A 22,821-nucleotide genomic window follows, 5' to 3' on the forward strand; every position below is an offset into this window, starting at 1 on the left:
TGACAGCTATGAAGTTGTGCGCCGGCGGCGCCCGCGGGGGCGCGGTCGGCGGGGGCCGCCCGAGGGAGGGCGGGTCCTGTGCGCACAGGGGCGGGTGTCCGGCCGGACGGCGTTGTCCGGCCCCCGCCTGGCCCCAGGCTAGCGGGTGGGGCGCCCCGCATTCGTGATCAACACCGTTAACTGTGCGTTTAAGTTGTTAGGAACGTATTGCGACACCACGCGTTCGGAGCGTTCCCCCGTACACGGTACGCGGGGGACGCACCGGCACAAGGGGCGCGGCCGGGACCGGCCGGGGTCAGGTGGCGTCGGCGGTCGCCCGGCGCAGGACGCTCAGCAGCCGGTCGGTGTCGGTGAGGTCCTCAAGGACGTGCTCGGCCCCGGCGGCGCGCAGCTGCGACTCGGTGGCCGACCCGCTGACCACCGCGACGGGCGTGGCGTGGCCGATCACCGCCGCCTCGACGTCGCGCGGTGACTCCGTGATGTAGACGGTGGCGGCCTCGGAGAACGCGGCGTTGCGGGCCTCGGCCGCGCGCATGCGCACGAACTGGATGAGGCTGGCCTTGGGATAGTGCTCGGAGCCGAAGCCGCCGATGCTGAGGTCGAGGTAGCGGTCCAGGCCGAAGGCCGACAGCTTGGCCACGGCGTTGGCCATGATCGTGCCGGTGACCACGGTCTGCACGGTGTCGTCGAGGGCGGCGACGGCGGCCAGGGCTTCGCGGGCGCCGGGCATGGCGCGCCCGCGCACGGTCAGCTGGTCGCGGCGGCGGGCGAAGGACTCCCCCAGCGCCTCGATGAAGTCGGCCAGGGGCTCCTCACCGGGTTCGAGGCGGACGTCGTTGCGCGCGAGGAACTCGAAGAAGACCTCGGAGTCGGTGCGCCCGCTCGTGGAGGCGAGGTAGACCAGCGGCGCGCCGGTGACGCGCTCGAACGCCTCGGCGTAGGCGGCCCGGGTGACCTGGGCGACGTCCACGAGCGTGAGGTCGATATTCCACAACACCAGCCGGCTGATGGGAGGCTCCTTGAGGGACGGATGTGCGGGTGTTCGCCCCCTTATTTTGCCGTACCCACGTCAGCGCCGGCGCCCCCGCGGCCGCCGCCCGCGGGCGGTCGGCGCGTGCGCGGGGGAACGCCGCCGCCCCCGGCCGCGTCAATGCTGCTGAGCCCTCTCCCCAAGGACGGACCCGTGGTCAACAACCTGAGCGGCGGCTTCTTCGGCGGCGACGACACCTTCGGCGGCTGGATCGCCGACCAGCGCCAGAACGAGGCCATCCACGAACTCGACGCGCGCCTGGCGAGCACCCGGTCGCGCCTCAAATCCGAGATGCGGCGTATCAGCGGCAGCCTGGAGCAGCGGCTGGACCGCCTGTCCACGTCGTTTGACGCCTTCGTCGAGCTGAGCGACGTGCGGGCGCTGCTGGCGATGTTCCCCGAGGCCGCCGTGGCGCGCTACCGCACCCACCGCGTCCTGGCCGGAGAGGCCGACGACGACGGCGACCGCGACGACGTCGCGGGCTACTGGCTGTGCCCGGCGGCCCGCGGCCTGGCCGCGGCGGTGCGGGGCGACTCCGCCGCCGCCCGGCTGCGCATCGGCGAGGCCGCCGCGCTGGACCCGCTGCGCTCGGGCACGTTCGCGCTGCTGGCCGCGGCCGTTGCGGCGCCGCGCGAGGCGCCCGCGCTCGCCGACTGGATCCTGCCCCGGATCCTGCCGGAGCTGCCCGAGGAGGTCACCCGCTACCAGCGCGCGCTGTGGCTGCTGGCGGCCGACGGCCGACTGGGCGGGGCCGCGCGCGAGCACGTGCGCGGCCTGGCCGCCGAGGCGGTACGCCGCGCCGGCGAGGGCGGCGGCCCGGCCGCGCGGCCGGAGTTCTGGGCCACCGTGGCGCCCGCCACGACCCCCGCCCCCGGCACCCGGGTGCTCGACGGCCGCGACAGCGCCGCCCACGCCCGCGTGGTGGCGGCGGACCGGCTGGCGGCGCTGCGCGGATGGCTGGAGGAGGCGCTGGCGGCCGAGGGGGCGGGTGCCGGAGCGGCCGGGGTCGAGGCAGGCACCGGGGAGACCGGGGGCGGTGCGGACACCGGGGGCACCGGGGACGGCAGGCCCGGCGCGGCCCCGGCCGCGCCCGAGGTCGCCGAGACGCTGCGGATGCTGGTGGACGAGGGCACCGCCGAGGAGGCGCCGCTGCTCCGGCGCGCCGCCCAGCTGCGCGCGGTCGTGGAGAGCAGCGGCAGCGCCTCGCCGGATGATCCGGTGGCCGCCTGGACCGACACCGTGGGTTCGGCCGCCGACCTGCTGCGCGCCGACGCGGCGGCCGCGTCGGCGCCCGCGCCCCGCCGCGCGCTGGCGGTGTGGGTCCACGCCCCGGAGGTGCTGCGCGCGGCCCAGGACCTCGCCGGGCGGGCGGGCGCGCCCGTGCCCGACGAGGCCCAGGTGAGCCACCACGGCCGCCGGGTCCGCGTCACCTCCACCGGGCCCGACACCGCGTCGCTGGCCGCGGCCGAGGCCCAACTGGCCGCCACCTACGCCACCGACCGGGGCAACGTGGTCGGGGCCGCCGCGGCGGGCGGTGTCGCCGTGCTCGCGGCGGTGGCGGCGCTGGCGGCGGGCGCCGTCCTGCTGTGGTGGGTCGCGGCGGCCGGGCTGGCGGCGGCGGGCGTGTTCGGCTACCGCCACCGCGCCCAGGCCGGCGCCGCCGCCGCGTCGGTGGAGGCGGCGCGCCGGCAGCTGCGCGCCAAGGCCGACACCGGGGTCCAGGAGTGGCGCGCGCAACTGGCCGCCGCCGAGGCCGCCGAGGAGCGGGCGCGGGCCGACCTGGCGGCCGTGCGCCGCCTGCTCGCGGCCTGAGCCCGGCCGCGCCGGGCGGGGCCGGACGGCTCCCCGGGCGGCGCGGCCGGCCCTTCAGCCCATGTGCGGGTAGCGCCAGTCGGTGGGGGCCGCGAAGGTCTCCTTGACCGCGCGCGGGCTCACCCAGCGGGCGAGGTTGAACACCGAGCCCGCCTTGTCGTTGGTGCCGCTGGCGCGGGCGCCGCCGAAGGGCTGCTGGCCCACGATGGACCCGGTGGGCTTGTCGTTGACGTAGAAGTTGCCGGCCGAGAACCGCAGGGCGGCGTCGGCGCGGGCGATGGCGGCGCGGTCGCGGGCGATGACGGCGCCGGTCAGCGCGTAGGGCGCGACGTCGGCCATCTGCGCCAGCACGTCGTCGTAGCGGGAGTCGTCGTAGACGTGCACGGCCAGCAGCGGCCCGAAGTACTCCGTGCGGAACACGTCGTCCTCGGGGTCGGTGCACTCCATGACGGTGGGCTCGACGAAGTAGCCCTCGGAGTCGTCGGCGCCGCCGCCGGTCAGCACGGTGATGGAGTCGGTGTCGGCGGCCCGCTTGAGCGCGGCGGCGTTCTTGGCGAAAGCGCGGTCGTCGATGACGGCGCCCATGAAGGTGGACACGTCGCCGGTGACGTCGCCCATGGTCAGCGACTCCACCTCGGCGACGAGGTCGTCGCGCAGGGAGCGCCACACGCTGCGCGGCACGTAGGCGCGCGAGGCGGCCGAGCACTTCTGGCCCTGGTACTCGAAGGCGCCGCGGATCATGGCGGTGCGCAGCACGGCGGGGTCGGCGCTGGTGTGGGCGACGATGAAGTCCTTGCCGCCGGTCTCGCCGACGATGCGGGGGTAGGACCGGTAGTCGGCGATGTTGTGGCCCACGGTGCGCCACAGGTGCTGGAAGGTCCGGGTGGAGCCGGTGAAGTGGATCCCGGCGAGGTCGGGCTGGGCCAGGGCGACCTCGGAGACGGCGGCGCCGTCGCCGGTGACCAGGTTGACCACGCCGGGCGGTAGGCCGGCCTCCTCCAGCAGCCGCAGCAGGAAGTAGGCGGAGTAGGTCTGGGTGGGCGAGGGCTTCCACACCACGGTGTTGCCCATGAGGGCCGGCGCGGTGGGCAGGTTGCCGGCGATGGCGGTGAAGTTGAACGGCGTGATGGCCAGCACGAACCCCTCAAGGGGGCGGAACTCCTGCCGGTTCCACACTCCGCGCACCGAGATCGGCTGCTCGGTGTAGAGCCGGCGGGCGAAGGCGACGTTGAAGCGCCAGAAGTCGATCAGCTCGCAGGCGGCGTCGATCTCGGCCTGCTGCACCGACTTGGACTGCCCCAGCATCGTGGCGGCGTTGAGGGTCTGCCGCCAGGGCCCGGCCAGCAGGTCGGCGGCGCGCAGCAGCACGGCGGCGCGCTCGTCGAAAGGCATGGCGCGCCAGGCGGGGGCGGCCGCGCGGGCGGCGTCGACGGCACGGGCGACCTCGGCGGCGGTGGCGTTGGTCATGCGGCCCAGGACGCGGCCGTGCCGGTGGGGCTGCACGGCGGCGATGGGTTCGCCCGCGCCCGGCGCGGTCTCACCGCCGATGGTCTGGCCGAGGTCGACCTCCTGGGCCGACAGCCGCGCGATCTCGGCTTCGACCGCGGCGCGCTCCGGGGTCCCCGGGGCGTAGCTCAGGTTGGGTTCGTTGACGGGCTCGGGGACGTTGGTGACGGCGTCCATCGCACTGCCTCCCGGTCGGGGTGGGGCGTGGTCCCGGCGGCGCCGGGGCCTCGTGCGGAACCGGCGCCGGTCTCCACGCGGTCATGCATACCCGTCGGCGCGTGTGCGGTAATCGTCCGGGGTGCGGCCGGTGCGCCCGGTGCCGTCGGCGCCGTCGACTCCTCCCCACCGCCCGTGCGAGGGCTGGGGGCGCCGGGCCGCCTCAGCGGCGGCCCAGCAGGTCGGGCAGCTCCTGGGTGGCGTACCAGAGCAGTTCCTCGTCCTCGTCGTGTCCGGCGCCGGGGTCGGCCACGGCCGCGGCGACGGCGTCGGCGGCCTCGGGGGCGTCGACGTGCAGGGCGGCGACCCGCTTGAGCGGCACGGTGCCGGCGACGCTGACGGCGGCGGGGTCGCCGGGCGCGGGGTCGGCGCTGACGGCGGCGTCGGGGATCTCGGCGGCGATCACGGCACGGCGGCGCGGTGCGCCGGGGTCGGCCGCGAGCAGCCGGAGGCTGGCGCGGGCGGCGCCGCGCAGCGCCTCGTACTCCAGTTCCTCGTCGTCGGCCGGGCGGTCGCCGCCGCTGAGGTGCGGGGTGACGGCGTAGGCGCGCAGCGGGGCGCCGCCGACCTCGCCCTGGTCCAGAAGGGCGGCGAGGCCGGTGAAGGTGCTGGGAAGGTAGATGCGCATCCGTGGCTCTGGTGGGTCCGTGGTCGGGTGGGTGCCGGGGGGCGAGCGGCCGGCGCGGGCGGCGGGCCGCCGCGCGCGGGCGTGCCAAGTGTGCCAGAGCCGCCGGGCGGTGCGCCCGGCGACTCGGCGGTGGCCGCGGCACGGACGCCGGGGCAGGGGCGGCGGTTGCGCACCGCCCTCGGCGGCCCGCCGCCCGGCCGCGTCCCCGGCCTCGCGGGCGGGGCCGTCTAGGACGGCAGCGGGTCGAACTCCACGCCGCAGGTCTCGGCGAGGCGCTCGCGGGTCTCGGCCGGGTCAGTGTGCAGGATGCCGGTCATGCCCAGTTCCACGGCGGCGCGCACGTTGTGCTCGATGTCGTCGATGAACACGCACTCCTCGGCGGGCACCCCGGTCAGTTCGACCGCGCGGCGGAAGATCCCCGGCTCGGGCTTGCGCATGCCCACCTCGCCGGAGATCACGACGGCGTCGAAGGTCTCGGCGAAGCGGTCGTGCGGGTAGCCGTTGCCCCAGGAGTTGGACAGCAGGCAGGTGCGCACGCGCCGCTCCCGCGCCTGGCGCAGCAGCGCGTACATCTCCTCGACGGGGTGGAAGCCGGAGAACATCCGGGTGATAAGCCCTTCGGCGGGCACCGGGCCGCCGTCGAGCAGCCGGAGTTCGGCGGCCAGCATCCGCTCGAACTCGGCGACGGGGACCTCTCCCCGCTCCAGGGCGTGGATGGGGTTGGTCGCGGCCGGCCCGCCGGCGTAGGCGCCCTCGACCCAGGAGCGCATGACCGCGCGGTAGCCCTGCTGGTCGATGCCGTCGGCGACCAGCCAGGCGTCGATGGTCTCGCGGAGGGGGGAGGTCAGCACGCCGCCCCAGTCGGTGATGATCGCACGGCACTGTCCGGACTGTCCGGCCATGTACTGCCTCGCCTTCGGTCGTCGGCGCCCGCCGCCGCGTGCCGGGGTCGGCGCGCGGTCCCGGGGTTGCGGCCCGCGGCGCGGGCGCCCCCTCGTCGCCGCAGGCCCGGGGCGGGTTTGTTCCCCCACCGCGGCCCGGCCAATCCCCCGGGTGCGGCGGAGCGCCCGACCCCCATCAGACGGTACCGACCAGTCGGTCTGATGGCATACTGCGGTACATGGACTTCGACCCCAGCCCCACCGCGCGGGAGTACCTCGCCAACCTGCACGAGTTCATGGACCAGCACGTCTACCCCGCCGAGCCGGTCTACCACCGGTGGCGGGCCGCGGCCGGCCACGACAACCACGACCTGCCGCCGGTCATGGAGGATTTGAAGGCCGAGGCGCGCCGCCGCGGCCTGTGGAACCTGTTCCTGCCCGAGGTGAGCGGGCTGAGCGTCACCGACTACGCCGCCCTGGCCGAGGTCACCGGCCGCTCACCGGTGCTCGCGCCCCAGGCGCTGAACTGCTCGGCGCCCGACACCGGCAACATGGAGGTGCTGCACATGTTCGGCACCACCGACCAGCGCACGCGCTGGCTGGAGCCGCTGCTGGAGGGGCGGATCCGCTCGGCGTTCGCCATGACCGAGCCCGACGTCGCCTCCTCCGACGCCGCCAACATCGCGACCTCCATCGTCCGCGACGGCGGCGACTACGTCGTCAACGGCCGCAAGTGGTGGATCAGCGGCGCCGCCGACCCCCGCTGCGCGGTCTTCATCGTCATGGGCAAGACCGACCCCGACGGCCCGGCCCACCGGCAGCAGTCGATGATCCTGGTGCCCCGCGACACCCCCGGCGTGGAGGTCGTGCGCTCCCTGCCGGTGTTCGGGTACCAGGACCAGGAGGGGCACTGCGAGCTGCGGTTCACCGACGTGCGGGTGCCCGCCGCCAACCTCATAGCCGGAGAGGGCGACGGGTTCATGATCGCCCAGGCGCGGCTGGGGCCGGGCCGCGTGCACCACTGCATGCGCGCCATCGGCATGGCCGAGCGCGCGCTGGAGCTGATGGTGCGCCGCGCCAACGAGCGCGTGGCGTTCGGCAAGCCGCTGGCCGCCCAGGGCGTGGTGCAGCAGCAGATCGCGGAGTCGCGGCTGGCGATCGAGCAGGCGCGGCTGCTGGTGCTCAAGACCGCGTGGCTGATCGACAACCACGGCACCAAGGAGGCGCGCACCGAGATCTCGGCCATCAAGGTGGCGGCGCCGCGTGTGGCCGTGGACGTGATCGACCGCGCCATCCAGGTCCACGGCGGCGCGGGGGTCAGCGACGACTTCCCGCTGGCCCGGATGTACGCCCACGCCCGCGCCATGCGGATCTTCGACGGCCCCGACGAGGTGCACCTGCGCTCGCTGGCCCGCCAGGAGGTCAAGCGGCACGCCTGAGCCGTGCCCCGGCCCCGCGCCGCCTCATGCGGGGGTTGCGCCCCCGGGGCGCCCGCCGGCGGGCGCCCCGGGCGGGTCAGTACTCCAGGCCGTCGCCGAACTCCAGGTCGGTACCGGGGATGTCGACGGGCAGCCGGCCCGAGGGCGCGACCTCGCCGGCGATCGCCCGCGCCGCGGCGGCGCGCGCGGGGTCGACCGCGGAGTAGACGGCCAGGTAGGCGTCGGCCCCGGGCAGCTCGGCGATGTCGTAGGGGTTGCCCTGCGCCACCACGGCCACCGGCGTGCCGGTGGCGGCGGCGGACTCCACCAGGGCGGCCTGGCCGGCGTCGCCGCGCGCGTTGAGGGTGCCCACGACCGCCAGATCGGCACCGGCGGGGTCGGCCGTGACGGTGAACCCCAGCCGCTCCAGCTCCGCGCCGATCTCCTCGGCGCCGGAACCCGTGACGCTGACGGTGGCGCCCTCGGCCAGGGGCAGCGCGCCGCCCTCGTTGCGCAGCAGGGTCACCGACCGGTCGGCCAGCTCGGCAGCGGCGGCACGGTGGTCGTCGGTGCCCAGCGCGTCGGCGGCGGCCTGGGCGTCGACGGGCTCGGCGTCGAACAGGCCGCGTTCGGCCTTGACCTTGAGGATGCGGCGGACGGAGTCGTCGAGCCGGTCGCGGCTGATGCGGCCGTCCTCGACCGCCGCGCGCAGCGCGTCGACGGCGGCCTGGGGGTCGGGCGGCATGAGCAGCTGGTCGACGCCGGCCAGCACCGCGCGCACGGCGACCTCGCCGTCGTCGTGGGTCTGGCGGACGCCCTCCATGTTGAGGGCGTCGGTGGTGACGATGCCGTCGTAGCCGAGGTCGTCGCGCAGGACGTCCTGGACGACCCGGGGCGAGAGCGTGGCGGGCTCGCCGGAGTCGTCCAGCGCGGGCAGGACCACGTGGGCGGTCATGACGGCGTCGACGCCCGACTCCACGGCGCGGCGGAACGGCGGGAGGTCTTCGCGCTCCCACTCCTCGCGCGTCTTGTCCACGACCGGCAGCCCGGTGTGGCTGTCGACGGCGGTGTCGCCGTGGCCGGGGAAGTGCTTGACCACGGGCACCACGCCGGCGTCGCTGAACGCCTCGGCCTCGGCGGCGGCCAGGTCGGCGACCAGGCCGGGGTCGGAGCCGAAGGACCGGATGCCGATCACCGGGTTGGCGGGGTTGGAGTTGACGTCGGCGTCGGGGGCGTAGTCGAGGTTGATGCCCAGCGCGGTCAGCTCCTCGGCGGTGACCCGGGCCAGCGTTGCCGCCTGGCCGGGGTCGCGGGTGGCACCCACGGCCATGGCGTCGGAGAACCGGGTGCCCACCGGCACCCGCGACACCATGCCCTGCTCCTGGTCGACGCCCAGGAACAGCGGCACCCCCGCACCGTGGTCGGCGGCGGCGCGCTGGAGGCCGTTGGACATGCGGGCGATCTGCTCGGCGCCGGTGAGGCTCTCGGGGAAGTAGATGAGCCCGCCGGGGCGGTAGCGCTCGATGAGGCCGGCGCTGTCCTGGGCGGTGGTGCCCTGGGCGGTGAGCACCAGCAGTTGGCCGATCTTGTCGTCGGTGGACATGTCGGCGAGGACCTGGTCGGCCTTTTCCTCGGCCAGGCGCTCACGCTCCCGCTCGCGCTCCTGGGCGTCGGGCGAGGCGCTGGGGCCCGAGGGGCCGCCGGAGCCGCCCTGGGCGCAGGCCGAGGACGTGAGCAGCAGGACGAGGGCGCCCAGGAGCGCGAGGGCGCGGCACAGGTGCATGCGGACCTTCCGAAGGACGGCGGCGGGACGCGGCGGCGCGGCGAGCGGGTTCTGCGGACGGCCGGGCGCGGCGGGGCCGAAGGGACCGATGCGGCCACCGCGCTCAGGGCGCGGCGCGGGCGGGTGCCCCGGCGGACCCACGATAACCGCTCCGGGCGGCCCGGGGCGGCGGTTGTCCACAGGCGGGCCCCGCCGCACGGCGCGGCGGCTCCGGAAACGGCCGACGGGGGCCGCGGGCGGTGCCCGCGACCCCCGTCGCCGTGCGCGAATACCGCCTACAGCCCCAGCTCGGCCAGCCCGGGCAGGGCGGCGGCGGCCGCCGCGCGCGCCTCCTCGGGACCGCGCGCCGCCAGGGCGGCGTCGGCGGCGGCCCGGCACTGCGCGAGTTCCACGCGCGCCAGCGCCGCCCGCACCAGCGGCAGCGCCGAGGCGCCCATGGACAGGCTGGTCACGCCCAGCCCGGTCAGCACGCACGCCAGCAGCGGGTCGGCGGCGGCCTCGCCGCAGACACCGCAGGGGCGCCCGGCCTCGGCCGCGGCCGAGGCCGCCACCGCCACCAGGTCCAGCACGCCCGGCTGCCAGGGGTCCTGGAACCGGCCCAGGCCGCCGGTCTCGCGGTCGGCGGCGCAGGTGTACTGGGTGAGGTCGTTGGTGCCGATGCTGAAGAACGCGGCGGAGGCGGCGATGTGCCGGGCGCGCAGCGCCGCCGCCGGGACCTCGATCATCACGCCGGCCTGCTGGACCCCCGCCTTGGCCGCCACGGCGGCGAACCACTCGGAGTCCTCGGCGTCGGTGACCATGGGCGCCATGACCTGGAGCTCGGCGTCGGTGCCGCGCTCGGCCTCGGCGAGCGCCGCCAACTGCGCGTCCAGGGTCTCGGGGAAGCGGCGCATCATCCGCAGCCCCCGCTCCCCCAGCGCCGGGTTGGGCTCGGCCGCCGGAGCCGGCAGGAACGCCAGCGGCTTGTCGGCGCCGGCGTCCAGCGTGCGCACCACGACCTTCCCGCCGGGGAACGCCTCCAGCACCGCCCGGTAGGCGGCGACCTGCTCGTCGTGGCCGGGCGCGTCGGACCGGTCCAGGAACAGGAACTCGGTGCGGTACAGGCCCACGCCCTCGGCGCCGTTCTCCAGGGCCGCCGGGAGGTCCTGGGGGCCGCCGATGTTGGCCAGCAGCGGAACCGGGTGGCCGTCGGCGGTGCGCCCGGGCCCGGTGCTCTGCGCGGCGGCCCTGGCGCGGGCCGCCGCCGCGGCGGTGGCGGCCTCGACGGCGGCGGGGTCGGGGTCGGCGACGACCTCGCCGGTGGCGCCGTCGACCAGCAGCATGGTGCCCTCGGCGATGGCGTCGGCACCCGCGCAGGCGACGACGGCCGGCAGCCCCAGCGACCGGGCGAGGATGGCGGTGTGGCTGGTGGGACCGCCCTCGCGCGTCACGAACGCCACGACCTGGGCGGGGTCCAGGACCGCGGTGTCGGCGGGCGCGAGGTCCTCGGCGACGAGCACGAACGGGCTGTCGGAGTCGGGGATCCCCGGGATCGGGGCGCCCATGAGGCGGGCGACGATCCGGTCGCGCACGTCGTCGAGGTCGGCGACGCGCGCGGCCAGGTACTCCCCCGCGTTGGCGAGCATGTCGCGGTAGACCGCCATGGCCTCCGACACCGCCCGCGCGGCGTCGGCGCCCTCGCCCACGCGGCGGCGGACGTCGTCGGCCAGAGCGGGGTCGCGGGCCATGAGCGCCTGGGCGCTGAGCACCTCGGCGGCCTCGCCCCCGGCCCGCTCGCCGCGCGCGGTGAGGTCCTGGGCGGTCTGCTCCATCGCGGCCACGGCGCGCCGCGCCTCGGCCTCGGCGTCGCCTGCGTGGCGGGCGTCGGGGGCGGGCTGAGGCACCTCGCGGGTCAGCCGCTTGACGGGGCCGTAGCCCGCGCCCGGGCTGACCCCGGCCCCTCGGTAGGTCTGCGCCATGTCGTCCCCCACCTAGTCGGCGTTCGCGATCTCGGCGAGGCGGTCGAGCAGGGCGTCGGCGTCAGGCCCCTCGCCCTCCACGTCGATGACGATCTCGTCGCCGTTGCGGACGTCCAGGCCCATGACGGCGAGGATGCTCTTGGCCGACACGGGGGTGCCCTCGCCCTTGGCGACGGTCACCTGGCCCCCGGCCTTGGACGCGGCCTCGACGAACATGGCGGCGGGGCGGGCGTGCAGGCCGACCTTGGACTCGACTGTGACTCGGCGTTGGGCCACGGGAGGCACCTACTTTCCGGGTAGCTGGGATTGGTTCGGGGTGGGTGGATCGGGCGGTGCGTGGTCAGTCCGGGGCGCCGGGGCGGTCGACGCGGGCCAACCGGGGCCAGTCGACCTCCGTGAGGTGGTCGACGATCAGATCGGCCCCGCTCAGCACGTCGGGGTGGTGCGTGGTCGTGATGGCGACCACGCGCATCCCCGCGCGCCGCCCCGCCTCGATTCCGGCGGGTGTGTCCTCGAACACGACGATGTGCTCGGGTGCGTATCCCAACAGATCCGCTCCCGCGAGGTAGCCCTGGGGGTGGGGTTTGCCCTCGGTCACGTCGGCGGCGGTGATGAGCCCCTTGAACATGGAGCGCACCCCCAGCCGCTCCAGCGCGATCTCGGCCCACTGCGGCCCGGCCGAGGTGACCAGCGCGAAGGGGACCCCCTCGGCGTGCAGGCGGCGCACGAAGGCCGCCGACTCCGGGAGTTCGCGCGTCTCGGGCAGGTCCGGGGCGGACTGGATGACCTGGAGTTCGGCCAGCAGCACGTCCCAGGTGACGCCGGGGAACAGGGAGGGGTCCTCCTCCAGGACGTCGGTGCCGCGGCGTCCCATGAAGCGGTGGAGGGTGGACTCGTCGTGGGGGATGTTGTGCAGGTCCAGCAGCCGCGACCAGACCTCCATGGACCGCGGCTCGGAGTTGATCAGGGTCCCGTCGAGGTCGAAGAGGGCGGCGCGGGGCGGGGTGTCGGTCTGGAGGCTCATGCCCACCTGAACAACGTGTCGCCCGCGGCGACTTCCCCGGCCGCGGGGTCGGCGACCGCGGCGGCGTCGGCCTCCAGCGCCACCACCGGCACCACCGGGGACAGGCCCTGCCGCTCCACGTCGGCGGGGTCCCAGCGGATGACGGAGGTGCCGGGCTCGACCGCGGCGCCCTCCTCGACCAGGGTTTCGAAGCCGGCGCCGTCGAGCTTGACGGTGTCGATGCCCAGGTGCACCAGCACCCCCCGGCCGCCCTCGCCGAGGACGAGGAAGGCGTGCGGGTGGAGCTTGACGATGCGCCCGGCGATCGGCGCGACCGCCTCGTGGCGGTGCCGGGCCGGCTGCACGGCCACGCCGGGGCCGACCATGCCCTGGGCGAAGACGGGGTCGTCGACCTCGCTCATGGCGACGGCGGTTCCGGGGACGGGGGTGAGGACGGTGAGCACGGCCACCTCCTTGTCGAACGGGGCGCGGCGGGCACGGTGCCGGCCGCGCCGGTGGCGGATGTCGCTGCTGTCAGCGCACCGGGTTGCGGTGTCAGCCCAGCAGGTCCTGGATGTCGTCGGTGAGCGCGTCGGCCTCGGGCCCCACCACCACCTGCACGACGTTGCCGGAGATCAGCACGCCGTGCGCGCCGGCCGCCTTGAGCGCCGGCTCGTCGACCTTGCCGGGGTCGCCGACCTCGGTGCGCAGCCGGGTGATGCACGCCTCGATGTCCTCGATGTTGTCGGCGCCGCCGAGCCCGGCGACGATCGCCGCTGCCTTGTCGGCCATGGGTTCCTCCAGTTCGGTCGTACGTGCGCCGGCGCGCCGGCGGGCGGCCCGCGCGGGCGCGCGGGCTGCTGCCGCCGGAGGCGGACGCTGGGGATTCTCCGAGCTTACGGCCCGGTGGGAGTGGCGCCTAGGAGGTCTGGGTGACCTTGCCCAGGCCGCGCGGCGCGTCGGGGTTGTAGCCCAGGCGCCGGGCGAGCCGCTCGGTGATGAGCTGGGCGGGCACGATAAGGCCGATGGGGGCGAGCCACTCGGGCAGGTCGGGCACCGGGACGGCCAGGTCGCAGGCGCCGGCCAGGGCGGCGCCGCCGCCGATGCCGAAGGCCGGCGCCCCGGCGGCGGTGACGCGCTCGGCCAGGGCGACCGTGCCCGAGAGGGTGGGTCCGCTGTTGGCGGCGGTGAGGAGCGCGGGGGTGGTGGAGTCGACGACCGCGATGGGGCCGTGCAGCAGGTCGGCGTAGGACAGGCCCATGGCGTGCAGGTAGCACGCCTCCTTGAGCTTGAGGGCGGCCTCCAGGGCCGTGGAGAACGCCATGCCGCGCCCGGACACCACGGCGCCCTGGACGCCGACCAGGCGCTCCACGATGGCCTCGACGTCGTCCTCGGGCTGGGCGAGCACCTGGTCGACGGCGTCGGGCACCCGGGTCAGCTCGGCGGGGTCCAGGTCGGCGCCCAGGCCCAGCGCGAGTACGGCCAGCGCGGCGAGCTGGGTGGTGTAGGTCTTGGTGGCGGGCACGGCCAGCTCGGTGCCGGCGCGGGTGACCAGGGCGACGTCGGCGGCCTCGGCCAGCGGGGAGCCCTCGCCGTTGGTGACGGCCACGGTGCGGGCGCCGCAGTCGGCGGCCCACGCCATGGTCTCCACGATCTCCTCGGTCCGCCCGGACTGGGAGATGGCAACGGCGAGCACGCCGTCGAGGTCGACCTTGGCGCCGTAGGTGGTGGCGATGGAGGGGGAGGCCAGGGTGGCCAGGCGCCCGCTGTGCGCCTGGAGCAGGTAGCCGCCGTAGACGGCGGCGTTGTCGGAGGACCCCCGGGCGATGAAGAGCACCTGGCGGGTCTGGCGGCCCAGGGCGGCGATCTCCGAGGTCAGCGGCAGCAGGGTGTCGAGCGTGGCGCGCAGCGCCGCCGGCTGCTCGGCGATCTCAGCGCGCATGACGCTGGTCGTGGTTGTCATCGTGTCTCCTCGGTTTTCGAGCCGCGTGCCGGTGCACCGCTGACCTGCGACGATGGCGCCGGGCAGGGGGGCGGTCCGGAGGCGGGCGTCCACATGTTGACACACCGAGCCGACCTGTGGTCTAGTCCGGCCTATACCAGTCATACCAGAATGTCACACGACGGAACAGGCACGCCCATGGCGATCGATCCCACGAGTCCGGTCCCGAAGTACTCCCAGCTTCGGGACATCCTGCTGGACTGGATCGTCGAGACGGGCCTGTCGGTCGACGACCCCATTCCCTCCGAGCGCGAACTGGGCGTGCGCTACGGCCTGTCCCGCATGACGGTGCGCCAGACCATCGACCTGCTGGTGTCGGAGGGCAAGCTGTACCGGGTCCCGGGCAAGGGCACGTTCGTGGCCCGCCCCAAGATCGAGATGTCGCTGGCGCTCGCCTCGTTCACCGAGGACATGCGCGCCCGCGGCTTCCGGCCCGGCTCCCAGGACCTGCTGCGGCGCGTCGTCCCCGCCAGCGGCGGCACCGCCCGCGCCATGGGCCTGCCGCCCGAGGCGCCGGTGCACCACATCGAGCGGCTGCGCACCGCCGACGACGAGCCCATGGCCGTGGAGCGCTCCAACATCCCCGTCGACCTCGCGCCGGACCTGGACCGGCACCCGCTGACGGGTCGCTCGCTGTACTCCGTCCTGGAGCAGGAGTACGGGATCATCCTGGACTCCGGCGAGCAGACCATCGAGGCCGGGATCTGCGACCCCGCCGACGCCAAGCTGCTCGGGCTGCCCCAGGGCAGCCCGGTGCTGTCCATGCGGCGGCGCAGTTTCGCCAACGGCCGCTGCGTGGAACTCGCGATCTCGCGCTACCGCGCGGACCGCTACACCCTCCACTCCCGTCTCGATCCCCGACGTCCGGGCGGCTCCTGACCAGCGCCCGGGCCCACCGCGCACGGCCGTCCGTGCGTCCACCACATCCGACCCGTTCACCAGTGGGAGGAACCCGTGAGTTCCACATCGACCGCCGCCGGCGGTCAGCCCCAGACATCGTCGGGATCGTCTTCGGCGATCCTGGGCGTGCTGCAGCGCATCGGCCGCAGCCTGATGATGCCCATCGCCGTCCTGCCGGCCGCCGCCATCCTGCTGCGGCTGGGCCAGGGCGACATGCTCGGCGGCAACGGCGCCGAGCCCGGCGGCCTGGCCGACGTCGGCGGCCTCGGCTGGATGGAGCCCGTGGCGGGCGTCATCGGCACCGCCGGCGACGCCCTCTTCCAGGCGCTGCCGCTGCTGTTCGCGGTGGGCGTGGCCATCGGCTTCGCCCGGCGCGCCGACGGCTCCACCGCCCTGGCCGCGGTCGTGGGCTACGTGGTCTTCGACCGCGTGACCCGCTACATGTTCTTCAACTTCGACCCCAGTGGCGAGCTGCGCGAGCGGATCACGACCTTCGACGCCGAGGGCGCCGAGGCGATCAACTGGGGCGTCAAGAACCCCACCGACGTCCTCGGCGGCATCGTGATCGGCCTGCTGGCGGCGCTGCTGTGGCAGCGCTACTACCGCGTGAAGCTGCCGGCCTGGCTCGGCTTCTTCGGCGGGCGCCGGTTCGTCCCCATCGTCACGGCTGTGGCGGCCCTGGTGGTGGCGGTCGTGTTCGGGTTCGTGTGGCCCACGGTGGGCGGCTGGATCAACGGCCTCGGCGAGTGGATCGTCGGCTCGGGCGCGGTGGGCGCCGGCGTCTACGGCGTGGTCAACCGGCTGCTGCTGCCGTTCGGGCTGCACCACATCGTCAACTCCGTGGTGTGGTTCGTGTTCGGCAGCTACACCGACCCGGCCACCGGCGACGTGGTCCACGGCGAGATCAACCGCTACCTGGCGGGCGACCCCACGGCCGGCGGCTTCCTGTCGGGCTTCTTCCCGGTGCTGATGTTCGGCCTGCCCGCGGCGGCCCTGGCGATGTGGCGCGCGGCGCACCCCAGCCAGCGCGCGGCGGTGGGCGGCATCATGATCTCGGCGGCGCTGACCGCGTTCGTCACCGGTATCACCGAGCCGATCGAGTTCGCGTTCATCTTCATCGCGCCGGTGCTGTACGCGGTGCACGTGGTGCTGACCGGTGTCTCGATGGCGCTGCTCAACGCGCTCGACGCGCACCTGGGCTTCGGGTTCTCGGCGGGCCTGATCGACCTGCTGCTCAACGCGTTCAAGTCCAACACCACCGGCCTGCTGTGGATCCTGCTGCTGGGCGTGGTCTACTTCGGCCTGTACTACGTGGTCTTCTACTTCCTGATCACCCGGATGAACCTGCCCACCCCCGGGCGGGAGCCGGTGGAGGAGAAGGCCTCGGTGGCGGCCAACCCCGACACCGCTCCGGCCGCCGGCACCCCGGCGGACAAGGGCGGCGAGGGCGGCACCCCGCCGCCGTCGGCGCCCTAGCGGCCGCCGGTCGGCCACGGCACACGGGGGGCGGGTCCCGCGCGGGCGGGGCCCGCCCCCTCCGTTCGGGGCCGGCGAGCGGACCGGCCGGGGCCGTGCCGGGGCGGCCGCCCCCGTTTCCCGGACGAGCCCGCGAACGCCGACGGCGGCCGGAGGATCGTCCTCCGGCCGCCGTCGTGTGCCGGTGCCCGGCCCCGCCCGCCGACGCCTGTCAGCGGTTGCGCGGGTCGCCGTGGCAGCGCTTGTACTTCTTGCCCGAGCCGCAGGGGCACGGGGCGTTGCGGGAGGTGCCGGCGTAGGCGTCCTCGACGGTCTCGGTGCGGGTCTCGACACCGCCGCCCTCGGCCGGCGCGGAGTACTGCAGCCGGCTCGGGCGGAGGTCGGACAGGCCCGCTACCTCAAGGTCGTCGTCAGCGGACCCCACCGGTTCCGCGGCGGCCTCCTCGGAATCGGCTTCCGCGGGGGCCGCGGCGGCGGAGTCGGCCGCCGCGCCCGAGGCGGAGTCGCCGGAGCCGGTGTCCTCATCGGTCTCCTCGGTGGCGGTACCCGAGGGCGCGGTGGCAAGGGCCGCGCCGCGTGCGCCGGCGGTGGCGGCCGCGGTGGCCGCGGTGACCGCGGTGCGCGCCGGCCGGACCTCGGCCCGGTACAGGGTGCTGGCGGTCTCCTCCTTGATGGCCTCCAGCATCTGCTGGAACATGTCGAAGCCCTCGCGCTGGTACTCGATCAGCGGGTTGCGCTGCGCCATGGCCCGCAGGCCGATGCCCTGCTGGAGGTAGTCCATCTCATAGAGGTGCTCTTGCCACTTGCGGCTCATCACGATGAGGATGACCCGGCGCTCCAGCACCCGCATGTTGTCGGCGCCCAGCGCCTCCTCGCGCGCCTCGTAGGCGGTGTGGGCGTCCTCGATCACGCGCTCGGCGATGATGTCGGGCGTGAGGTTGGCGAGCTCGCCGCCGTTCTCCTCGATCAACTCGTCCACGGTAAAGCTGACCGGGTAGATCTGCTTGAAGGCGGTCCACAGCTTGTCGAAGTCCCAGTCGCCGGGGTCGCCCTCGGCGGTGGCGGCGCGGACGTAGCCGTCGAGCACGTCGTCGATCATGCCCAGCGCCTGCTCCTTGAGGTCGGCGCCTTCGAGCACCTTGCGGCGTTCGGCGTAGATGACCTTGCGCTGGCGGTTGAGGACCTCGTCGTACTTGAGGACGTTCTTGCGGATCTCGAAGTTCTGCTGCTCGACCTGCGCCTGCGCCGACTGGATGGCCTTGGTGACGACGCTGGACTCGATCGGCTGGTCGTCGGGGATGTTCAGCCGGTCGTAGATCATCTCGACCCGCGCGCTGTTGAACAGGCGCATGAGGTCGTCCTCAAGGGACAGGTAGAACCGCGAGACGCCGGGGTCGCCCTGGCGGCCGGAGCGGCCGCGCAGCTGGTTGTCGATGCGCCGGGACTCGTGGCGCTCGGTGCCCAGAACGTAGAGCCCGCCGGCCTCCACGACCTGCTCGTGCTCGCTCTCGACCTCCTTCTTCGCCTTCTCCAGCGCCTCGGGCCAGGCCTTCTCGTACTCCTCGGGGGTCTCCAGCGGCTGCAGGCCGCGCTTCTGGAGCTCTTCGTCGGCCATGAACTCGGGGTTGCCGCCGAGCATGATGTCGGTACCGCGGCCGGCCATGTTGGTGGCCACGGTGACGGCGCCGAGCCGGCCCGCGCGGGCGATGATCGACGCCTCACGCGCGTGGTTCTTGGCGTTGAGGACCTCGTGCGGGATGCCGCGCCGCTTGAGCATCTTGGACAGCAGCTCGGACTTCTCGACGCTGGTGGTGCCGACGAGGACCGGCTGGCCCTCCTCGTGCCGCTCGGCGATGTCGTCGACGACGGCCTCGAACTTGGCCTCCTCGCCCTTGTAGATGACGTCGCGCTCGTCGGTGCGGACCATCGGCTTGTTGGTGGGGATGGGCACCACGCCGATGCCGTAGGTCTGGTTGAACTCCGCGGCCTCGGTGGCGGCCGTACCGGTCATGCCGGCCAGCTTGTCGTAGAGGCGGAAGTAGTTCTGCAGGGTGATCTTGGCCTGGGTCTGGTTCTCGTCCTTGATCCGGACCTTTTCCTTGGCCTCGATCGCCTGGTGCATGCCCTCGTTGTAGCGGCGCCCGCGCAGCACACGGCCGGTGAACTCGTCGACGATGAGCACCTCGCCGTCCTTGACGATGTACTCCTTGTCGCGCCGGTACAGCTCCTTGGCCTTGATGGCGTTGTTGAGGAAGCTGATCAGCGGGGTGTTCGCCGACTCGTAGAGGTTGTCGATGCCCAGGTAGTCCTCGACCTTGGCGACGCCGCTCTCGGTGATGCCCACGGTGCGGTGCTTCTCGTCGACCTCGTAGTCGACGTCGCGGCGCAGGCGGGGCGCGATCTTGGCGAACTCCGCGTACCACTTGGAGTTCTGCTCGGCCGGGCCGCTGATGATCAGCGGGGTGCGGGCCTCGTCGATGAGGATGGAGTCGACCTCGTCGACGATCGCGAAGGCGTGGCCGCGCTGGACGGTCTCCTCCAGCGACAGCGCCATGTTGTCGCGCAGGTAGTCGAAGCCGAACTCGTTGTTGGTGCCGTAGGTGATGTCGGCGGCGTAGGCCGCGCGACGCTCGGGGCCGCGCATGTCGGGCGAGAGGACCCCGACCTCCATGCCGAGGAACTGGTAGATGCGGCCCATGTTCTCGGCGTCGCGCTTGGCCAGGTAGTCGTTGACCGTGACGACGTGCACGCCCTTGCCCGAGAGCGCGTTGAGGTAGACCGCGAGGGTGGAGGTCAGGGTCTTGCCCTCACCGGTCTTCATCTCGGCGATGTTGCCCAGGTGCAGCGCGACGCCGCCCATGAGCTGGACGTCGAAGTGGCGCTGGCCCAGCGTGCGCTTGGCGGCCTCGCGGACGGTGGCGAACGCCTCGGGCAGCAGGTCGTCGAGGGACTCGCCGTCCTTGTGGCGCTCGCGGAACTCATCGGTAAGCTCGCGCAGCTCGGTGTCGCTGAGATCGACGAAGTCGTCCTCGATCGAGTTGATCTGGTCCCTGAGTTTCCGCAGCTTGCGCAGGATCTTTCCTTCGCCCGCGCGGAGGACCTTGTCGAGTATGCCTGGCACTTGCTATGCGCTCCTCGCAGATCTGGGCCCGCGTCCGGAGGCGGGACGGATCCTTGACCCCCAGCTTTCCATCGTAGGCGACCCTATTGCCTCGCCGTACACGCACGCGTCGTCACTGTGGATGGCCGCCCGGCGTGCCGCCGCGTGTTGTCCTCCGTTTACTTCGCAGGTGGCGGGGATACCCGAAGAAGGAAGACGGAAAGGACGCAAGGACCGAGCCGAAAACGGCAGCGCGTGCGAAGTGCACGCCGATTGGTACCGGGGGTGCCGAAATGACCGAACCGAAAGGCAGCGACACCGGCCACGACCACCGCAGCGCCGAAGGCGGCGACGGCGCGTTCGAGCGCGACAAGAAGCAGGAGCACCGCTACGTCCGCGGCTACCAGGGCGAGGGCGGGCAGTTCGCGCCCACCCAGAGCCACCGCGGGCGGATCGGGTCCTGGCTGGCGGTCGGCGTGATCGTCGTGGGGTTCGTGCTGGGCGGCCTGGGGATCGCGCTCGGGCTCAACTGGTGGCTGATCGGCGCGGCCGTGGTGCTCATGGCCGTCGGCGGCGTGCTCTGCTTCGTCACCGACATTTTCACCGACGTCGTGCTGGACTCCCCCCACCACGAGTCGGAGGAACCGCACAACACCCCCCTGCACCGGATCAAGGCGCACGACCGCGCCCAGGCCGAACTGCGCGACGGCCACCGCGCCGCCACCGACACCTGACGCGCCCGCTTCGCGCCGACGCCCCGGTCCCGTGCCGGGGCGTCGGCGCGCGCGGGTCAGGCGGCGGGGGCGCGGGAACGCACCCGCCGGAGAAGTCAGTCGACCAGGCGGAGCACGCCGTAGTTGAACCCCTTGCGGCGGTAGACCACGCTGGGGGCGTCGCGGTCCTCGTCGTGGAACAGGTAGAAGTCGTGCCCGACGAGTTCCATCTCCAGGAGGGCCTGGTCGATGGTCATCGGCTTGGCGGAGTGGAACTTCTCGCGGACGATCACCGGCCGCCCGCCCTGGGTGTCGAGTTCGACGAACTCGTCGGCGAACTGGTCGTCAACGGCCGCACCGTCGAACTCGTCGGGTTCGCGGGCCGGGCGCGGCACCGCCGGAGGTTCGGCGACCTCGCCAAGGGCGCCCGGGGTGCCGTTGGCGAGGCTCGCGGTGGCGGCGGCCACCGACACCGGGGCCCGGTTGCCCTTGTGGACCTTCTTGCGATCGGCGAGTTTGCGCAGCCGCGCCTCGATGCGGTCGACCGCGAGGTCGAGCGCGTTGTAGCGGTCGGCGGCGCACGCTTCGCTGCGGATGACCGGGCCGGCGGAGCGGATGGTCAGCTCGACGCGTTCGCATTCGTCGGCGAGCTTGGGATTCCGCTCCTTGGACACCTCCACATCGACGGTCATGCCCTTCTTCTCCCACTTGGAGAGCTTGCGCAGCTTGTTCTCGACGTGCTGCCGGAACTTGTCGCTGACACCCGTGCGGCGACCTTTGACGATGATGTCCACTAGACCCCCTTCAACGCGTGACCATCGGAGTCGATGGCCCGTGGTGCTGGCGTTTCACCGCTGCGCGCCGGACGACGCGGAGCGGCTCGACGTCTCCGCGTGCCTCCTCTCCGTCCACCCGCCGCGCCGGAGAGGCGGGCGCGGGTGGCTGGGTCGGTCCTGGTGCCTATGGTCCTGGTGCCTATGGTGTTGTGGCTCTCCGTATACCCACAAGATCACGGCTCGTATCCGGGTGCGGGGCGCCAATCGCGCGGCGGGGGAACCCGAATCGGACACCGCGGACACGCCGGGCGGAGGCGCGGCCCGGGCGGGGTCGGAATCGGTGCCGGAGGCGGGCGCGGCGCGGCGGGAGCGGCGGCGGGGAGCGGATCCGGGGCACGCCGAAGGGGCATGCCACCCGTCCGGCCGACCTGGTCTTCGTCCCCACATCCGCCTGCTGAGGGGGTCGCCGCGCTTGAGTGCGACTACTGCCCTTCTCCCGCCAGCGAGGGACATCGGGTCCCTCCGCGGGGCAGGACTTACCTCTAAGCCGCACCGTGATCGGTCGACGAAAAGTCGCCTTACGTGGGCCGTTTCGCCTGCGGCTGGCATCGGCTTGCCGGATTCGCGCCCCCGCGAGGGGACGCTGTACCCGGCGCAACCACGGACCCGGACGGGTGCCATGTCCTGAACGCTAACCCGAGTTCCCTCAGATGTCAGGTCGCGATCGTGCTCCGTACGGCCCCGGCGGGCACGCGAAGTGCGGCGAACGCGCCGATCAGGCGGCGAATTCGGGGCAAAGGTAAAAAATCAGCGCGGTGGTGTCCGCACGGCCGCTCGGGGGTCACCGGCGCTCGCTCAGCACGGCTCCGCCCACCACCCGGGCGCCGGCCGCCCGCAGCGCCCGCGCCGCCTCGGCGAGGGTGGCGCCGGTGGTGACGACGTCGTCGACGACCACGACCGGCGCACCCCGCACGGCGCCGCCGCGCGCCCGGCCGGGCACCCCGGCCGGGCCGGCGCGGACCGCCAGCGCGCCGGTGAGGTTGGCGCGCCGCCCTGCGCGGTCGAGCCCCACCTGGTCGGCCACGCGCCGCCGGTGGACCAGCAGCGGCGCCACCCGGTGGCCGCGGGCCGCCGGCGCCCGCGCGGCGGCGTGCGCCAGCAGCGCCACGGGGTCGTAGCCGCGCCTGCGCAGGGCGCCGGGCCGCGCGGGCACCGGCACCAGCAGCACGCCGGGGCGCGGCCCCGCGGCGGCGGCCGCGGCCGCCGCCAGCCGCGCGCCCAGCGGCGCGGCCAGCCCGCGCGCGCCGCGCTCCTTGAACTCCAGCAGCAGCACGCGGTCGAGGCCGCGGTGGTAGCCCGCGGCCCACACCGGCGGGCAGCCGGGCCGGTGCCGGCAGCGGTGGGCGCGGGCGCCGATCCCGGCCGCGCAGCGGCGGCACAGCCGGGGCCCGGACCGGCCGCAGGCGGCGCAGCGGTCGCCCAGCAGCAGCGCGGCGAGCACGGCCAGGGCGGGGCGGGGGCCGGGGGTGCGGACGAGGGGCGGGTGCGCGGTGAACCGTTCCATGGCCCCAGGTTCGCCGCGCGCCCCGGCAGGCCGCCACCCGGTCCGGCGGCCTGTG

At 74.3% G+C, this 22,821-nt stretch carries 19 protein-coding genes; 5 read left to right on the forward strand and 14 right to left on the reverse strand.

All coding sequences use genetic code 11. The features are described 5' to 3' along the window. Window positions 1–295: 295 nt before the first annotated feature. Window positions 296–994, reverse strand: coding sequence for an HAD family hydrolase (locus HNR12_RS11480; RefSeq protein ID WP_179770556.1), 699 nt, complete (start codon window positions 992–994; stop codon window positions 296–298). Window positions 995–1,183: 189 nt separating this feature from the next. On the opposite strand from HNR12_RS11480, the gene HNR12_RS11485 reads away from it, so the two are divergent. Beyond that, window positions 1,184–2,842, forward strand: a complete 1,659-nt coding sequence (locus tag HNR12_RS11485; protein ID WP_179767478.1) for a hypothetical protein — start codon at window positions 1,184–1,186, stop codon at window positions 2,840–2,842. A 54-nt stretch (window positions 2,843–2,896) separates the two neighbouring features. Here the strand turns inward: HNR12_RS11485 and pruA are convergent, their stop codons facing one another. The 3 genes from pruA to HNR12_RS11500 all read right to left on the reverse strand — a co-directional run bounded on the left by pruA (window position 2,897) and on the right by HNR12_RS11500 (window position 6,094). Continuing rightward, window positions 2,897–4,525, reverse strand: coding sequence for an L-glutamate gamma-semialdehyde dehydrogenase (pruA, locus tag HNR12_RS11490; RefSeq protein ID WP_179767479.1), 1,629 nt, complete (start codon window positions 4,523–4,525; stop codon window positions 2,897–2,899). Window positions 4,526–4,727: 202 nt separating this feature from the next. Next, on the reverse strand, window positions 4,728–5,192 hold the full coding sequence (locus HNR12_RS11495; protein ID WP_179767480.1) for a DUF6912 family protein: 465 nt from the start codon (window positions 5,190–5,192) through the stop codon (window positions 4,728–4,730). Window positions 5,193–5,419: 227 nt separating this feature from the next. Beyond that, complete coding sequence (locus tag HNR12_RS11500; RefSeq protein ID WP_179767481.1) at window positions 5,420–6,094, reverse strand: HAD family hydrolase; 675 nt, start codon at window positions 6,092–6,094, stop codon at window positions 5,420–5,422. Between the two features lie 218 nt (window positions 6,095–6,312). On the opposite strand from HNR12_RS11500, the gene HNR12_RS11505 reads away from it, so the two are divergent. Next, a complete protein-coding gene (locus HNR12_RS11505) occupies window positions 6,313–7,512 on the forward strand; it encodes an acyl-CoA dehydrogenase family protein (RefSeq protein WP_179767482.1) in 1,200 nt (399 codons plus the stop codon). Window positions 7,513–7,588: 76 nt separating this feature from the next. Here HNR12_RS11505 and HNR12_RS11510 read toward each other — a convergent pair whose 3' ends face one another. The 7 genes from HNR12_RS11510 to HNR12_RS11540 all read right to left on the reverse strand — a co-directional run bounded on the left by HNR12_RS11510 (window position 7,589) and on the right by HNR12_RS11540 (window position 14,198). Further along, window positions 7,589–9,274 carry a glycoside hydrolase family 3 protein gene (locus HNR12_RS11510; protein WP_179767483.1) on the reverse strand — a complete coding sequence of 562 codons (1,686 nt, stop codon included), beginning with the start codon at window positions 9,272–9,274 and terminating at the stop codon, window positions 7,589–7,591. A gap of 275 nt (window positions 9,275–9,549) precedes the next feature. Continuing rightward, complete coding sequence (ptsP, locus tag HNR12_RS11515; RefSeq protein ID WP_179767484.1) at window positions 9,550–11,232, reverse strand: phosphoenolpyruvate--protein phosphotransferase; 1,683 nt, start codon at window positions 11,230–11,232, stop codon at window positions 9,550–9,552. 12 nt (window positions 11,233–11,244) lie between these two features. Continuing rightward, window positions 11,245–11,508 carry an HPr family phosphocarrier protein gene (locus tag HNR12_RS11520; protein WP_179767485.1) on the reverse strand — a complete coding sequence of 88 codons (264 nt, stop codon included), beginning with the start codon at window positions 11,506–11,508 and terminating at the stop codon, window positions 11,245–11,247. 64 nt (window positions 11,509–11,572) lie between these two features. After that, on the reverse strand, window positions 11,573–12,256 hold the full coding sequence (locus tag HNR12_RS11525; RefSeq protein WP_179767486.1) for an HAD family hydrolase: 684 nt from the start codon (window positions 12,254–12,256) through the stop codon (window positions 11,573–11,575). Then, the gene (locus tag HNR12_RS11530; protein ID WP_179767487.1) at window positions 12,253–12,699 is read right to left on the reverse strand and encodes a PTS sugar transporter subunit IIA; all 447 of its coding nucleotides are present in this window, start codon (window positions 12,697–12,699) and stop codon (window positions 12,253–12,255) included. Before HNR12_RS11530 ends, HNR12_RS11525 begins: the two co-directional genes overlap by 4 nt. Window positions 12,700–12,790: 91 nt before the next feature. Next, window positions 12,791–13,039 carry a PTS glucose/sucrose transporter subunit IIB gene (locus HNR12_RS11535; protein WP_270074524.1) on the reverse strand — a complete coding sequence of 83 codons (249 nt, stop codon included), beginning with the start codon at window positions 13,037–13,039 and terminating at the stop codon, window positions 12,791–12,793. 115 nt (window positions 13,040–13,154) lie between these two features. After that, a complete protein-coding gene (locus HNR12_RS11540) occupies window positions 13,155–14,198 on the reverse strand; it encodes an SIS domain-containing protein (protein WP_179767489.1) in 1,044 nt (347 codons plus the stop codon). A 177-nt stretch (window positions 14,199–14,375) separates the two neighbouring features. Between HNR12_RS11540 and HNR12_RS11545 the strand changes: the two genes are divergently transcribed. Further along, on the forward strand, window positions 14,376–15,116 hold the full coding sequence (locus HNR12_RS11545) for a GntR family transcriptional regulator (protein ID WP_179767490.1): 741 nt from the start codon (window positions 14,376–14,378) through the stop codon (window positions 15,114–15,116). A gap of 75 nt (window positions 15,117–15,191) precedes the next feature. Next, window positions 15,192–16,613, forward strand: a complete 1,422-nt coding sequence (locus tag HNR12_RS11550) for a PTS transporter subunit EIIC (RefSeq protein ID WP_308118526.1) — start codon at window positions 15,192–15,194, stop codon at window positions 16,611–16,613. A 211-nt stretch (window positions 16,614–16,824) separates the two neighbouring features. On the opposite strand, the gene secA is transcribed toward HNR12_RS11550, so the two are convergent. Beyond that, a complete protein-coding gene (secA, locus tag HNR12_RS11555; protein WP_179767491.1) occupies window positions 16,825–19,734 on the reverse strand; it encodes a preprotein translocase subunit SecA in 2,910 nt (969 codons plus the stop codon). A gap of 272 nt (window positions 19,735–20,006) precedes the next feature. Between secA and HNR12_RS11560 the strand changes: the two genes are divergently transcribed. Then, window positions 20,007–20,447 carry a hypothetical protein gene (locus tag HNR12_RS11560; RefSeq protein ID WP_179767492.1) on the forward strand — a complete coding sequence of 147 codons (441 nt, stop codon included), beginning with the start codon at window positions 20,007–20,009 and terminating at the stop codon, window positions 20,445–20,447. 95 nt (window positions 20,448–20,542) lie between these two features. On the opposite strand, the gene hpf is transcribed toward HNR12_RS11560, so the two are convergent. Together hpf and HNR12_RS11570 are read right to left on the reverse strand one after the other, a co-directional pair. Beyond that, the gene (hpf, locus tag HNR12_RS11565) at window positions 20,543–21,220 is read right to left on the reverse strand and encodes a ribosome hibernation-promoting factor, HPF/YfiA family (RefSeq protein WP_179767493.1); all 678 of its coding nucleotides are present in this window, start codon (window positions 21,218–21,220) and stop codon (window positions 20,543–20,545) included. An 823-nt stretch (window positions 21,221–22,043) separates the two neighbouring features. Then, window positions 22,044–22,766, reverse strand: coding sequence for a ComF family protein (locus HNR12_RS11570; protein ID WP_179767494.1), 723 nt, complete (start codon window positions 22,764–22,766; stop codon window positions 22,044–22,046). Between the last annotated feature and the right edge of the window lie 55 nt (window positions 22,767–22,821).

Source organism: Streptomonospora nanhaiensis (genome assembly GCF_013410565.1).
GTDB lineage: Bacteria > Actinomycetota > Actinomycetes > Streptosporangiales > Streptosporangiaceae > Streptomonospora > Streptomonospora nanhaiensis.

Bases quoted from the DNA above. Each gene is read 5' to 3' on its own strand.
- pruA (WP_179767479.1), bottom strand. From the start codon at position 4,525: ATGGACGCCGTCACCAACGTCCCCGAGCCCGTCAACGAACCCAACCTG.
- HNR12_RS11545 (WP_179767490.1), top strand. From the start codon at position 14,376: ATGGCGATCGATCCCACGAGTCCGGTCCCGAAGTACTCCCAGCTTCGG.
- HNR12_RS11540 (WP_179767489.1), bottom strand. From the start codon at position 14,198: ATGACAACCACGACCAGCGTCATGCGCGCTGAGATCGCCGAGCAGCCG.
- HNR12_RS11570 (WP_179767494.1), bottom strand. From the start codon at position 22,766: ATGGAACGGTTCACCGCGCACCCGCCCCTCGTCCGCACCCCCGGCCCC.
- HNR12_RS11560 (WP_179767492.1), top strand. From the start codon at position 20,007: ATGACCGAACCGAAAGGCAGCGACACCGGCCACGACCACCGCAGCGCC.
- HNR12_RS11510 (WP_179767483.1), bottom strand. From the start codon at position 9,274: ATGCACCTGTGCCGCGCCCTCGCGCTCCTGGGCGCCCTCGTCCTGCTG.
- HNR12_RS11525 (WP_179767486.1), bottom strand. From the start codon at position 12,256: ATGAGCCTCCAGACCGACACCCCGCCCCGCGCCGCCCTCTTCGACCTC.
- HNR12_RS11505 (WP_179767482.1), top strand. From the start codon at position 6,313: ATGGACTTCGACCCCAGCCCCACCGCGCGGGAGTACCTCGCCAACCTG.
- HNR12_RS11495 (WP_179767480.1), bottom strand. From the start codon at position 5,192: ATGCGCATCTACCTTCCCAGCACCTTCACCGGCCTCGCCGCCCTTCTG.
- HNR12_RS11500 (WP_179767481.1), bottom strand. From the start codon at position 6,094: ATGGCCGGACAGTCCGGACAGTGCCGTGCGATCATCACCGACTGGGGC.
- ptsP (WP_179767484.1), bottom strand. From the start codon at position 11,232: ATGGCGCAGACCTACCGAGGGGCCGGGGTCAGCCCGGGCGCGGGCTAC.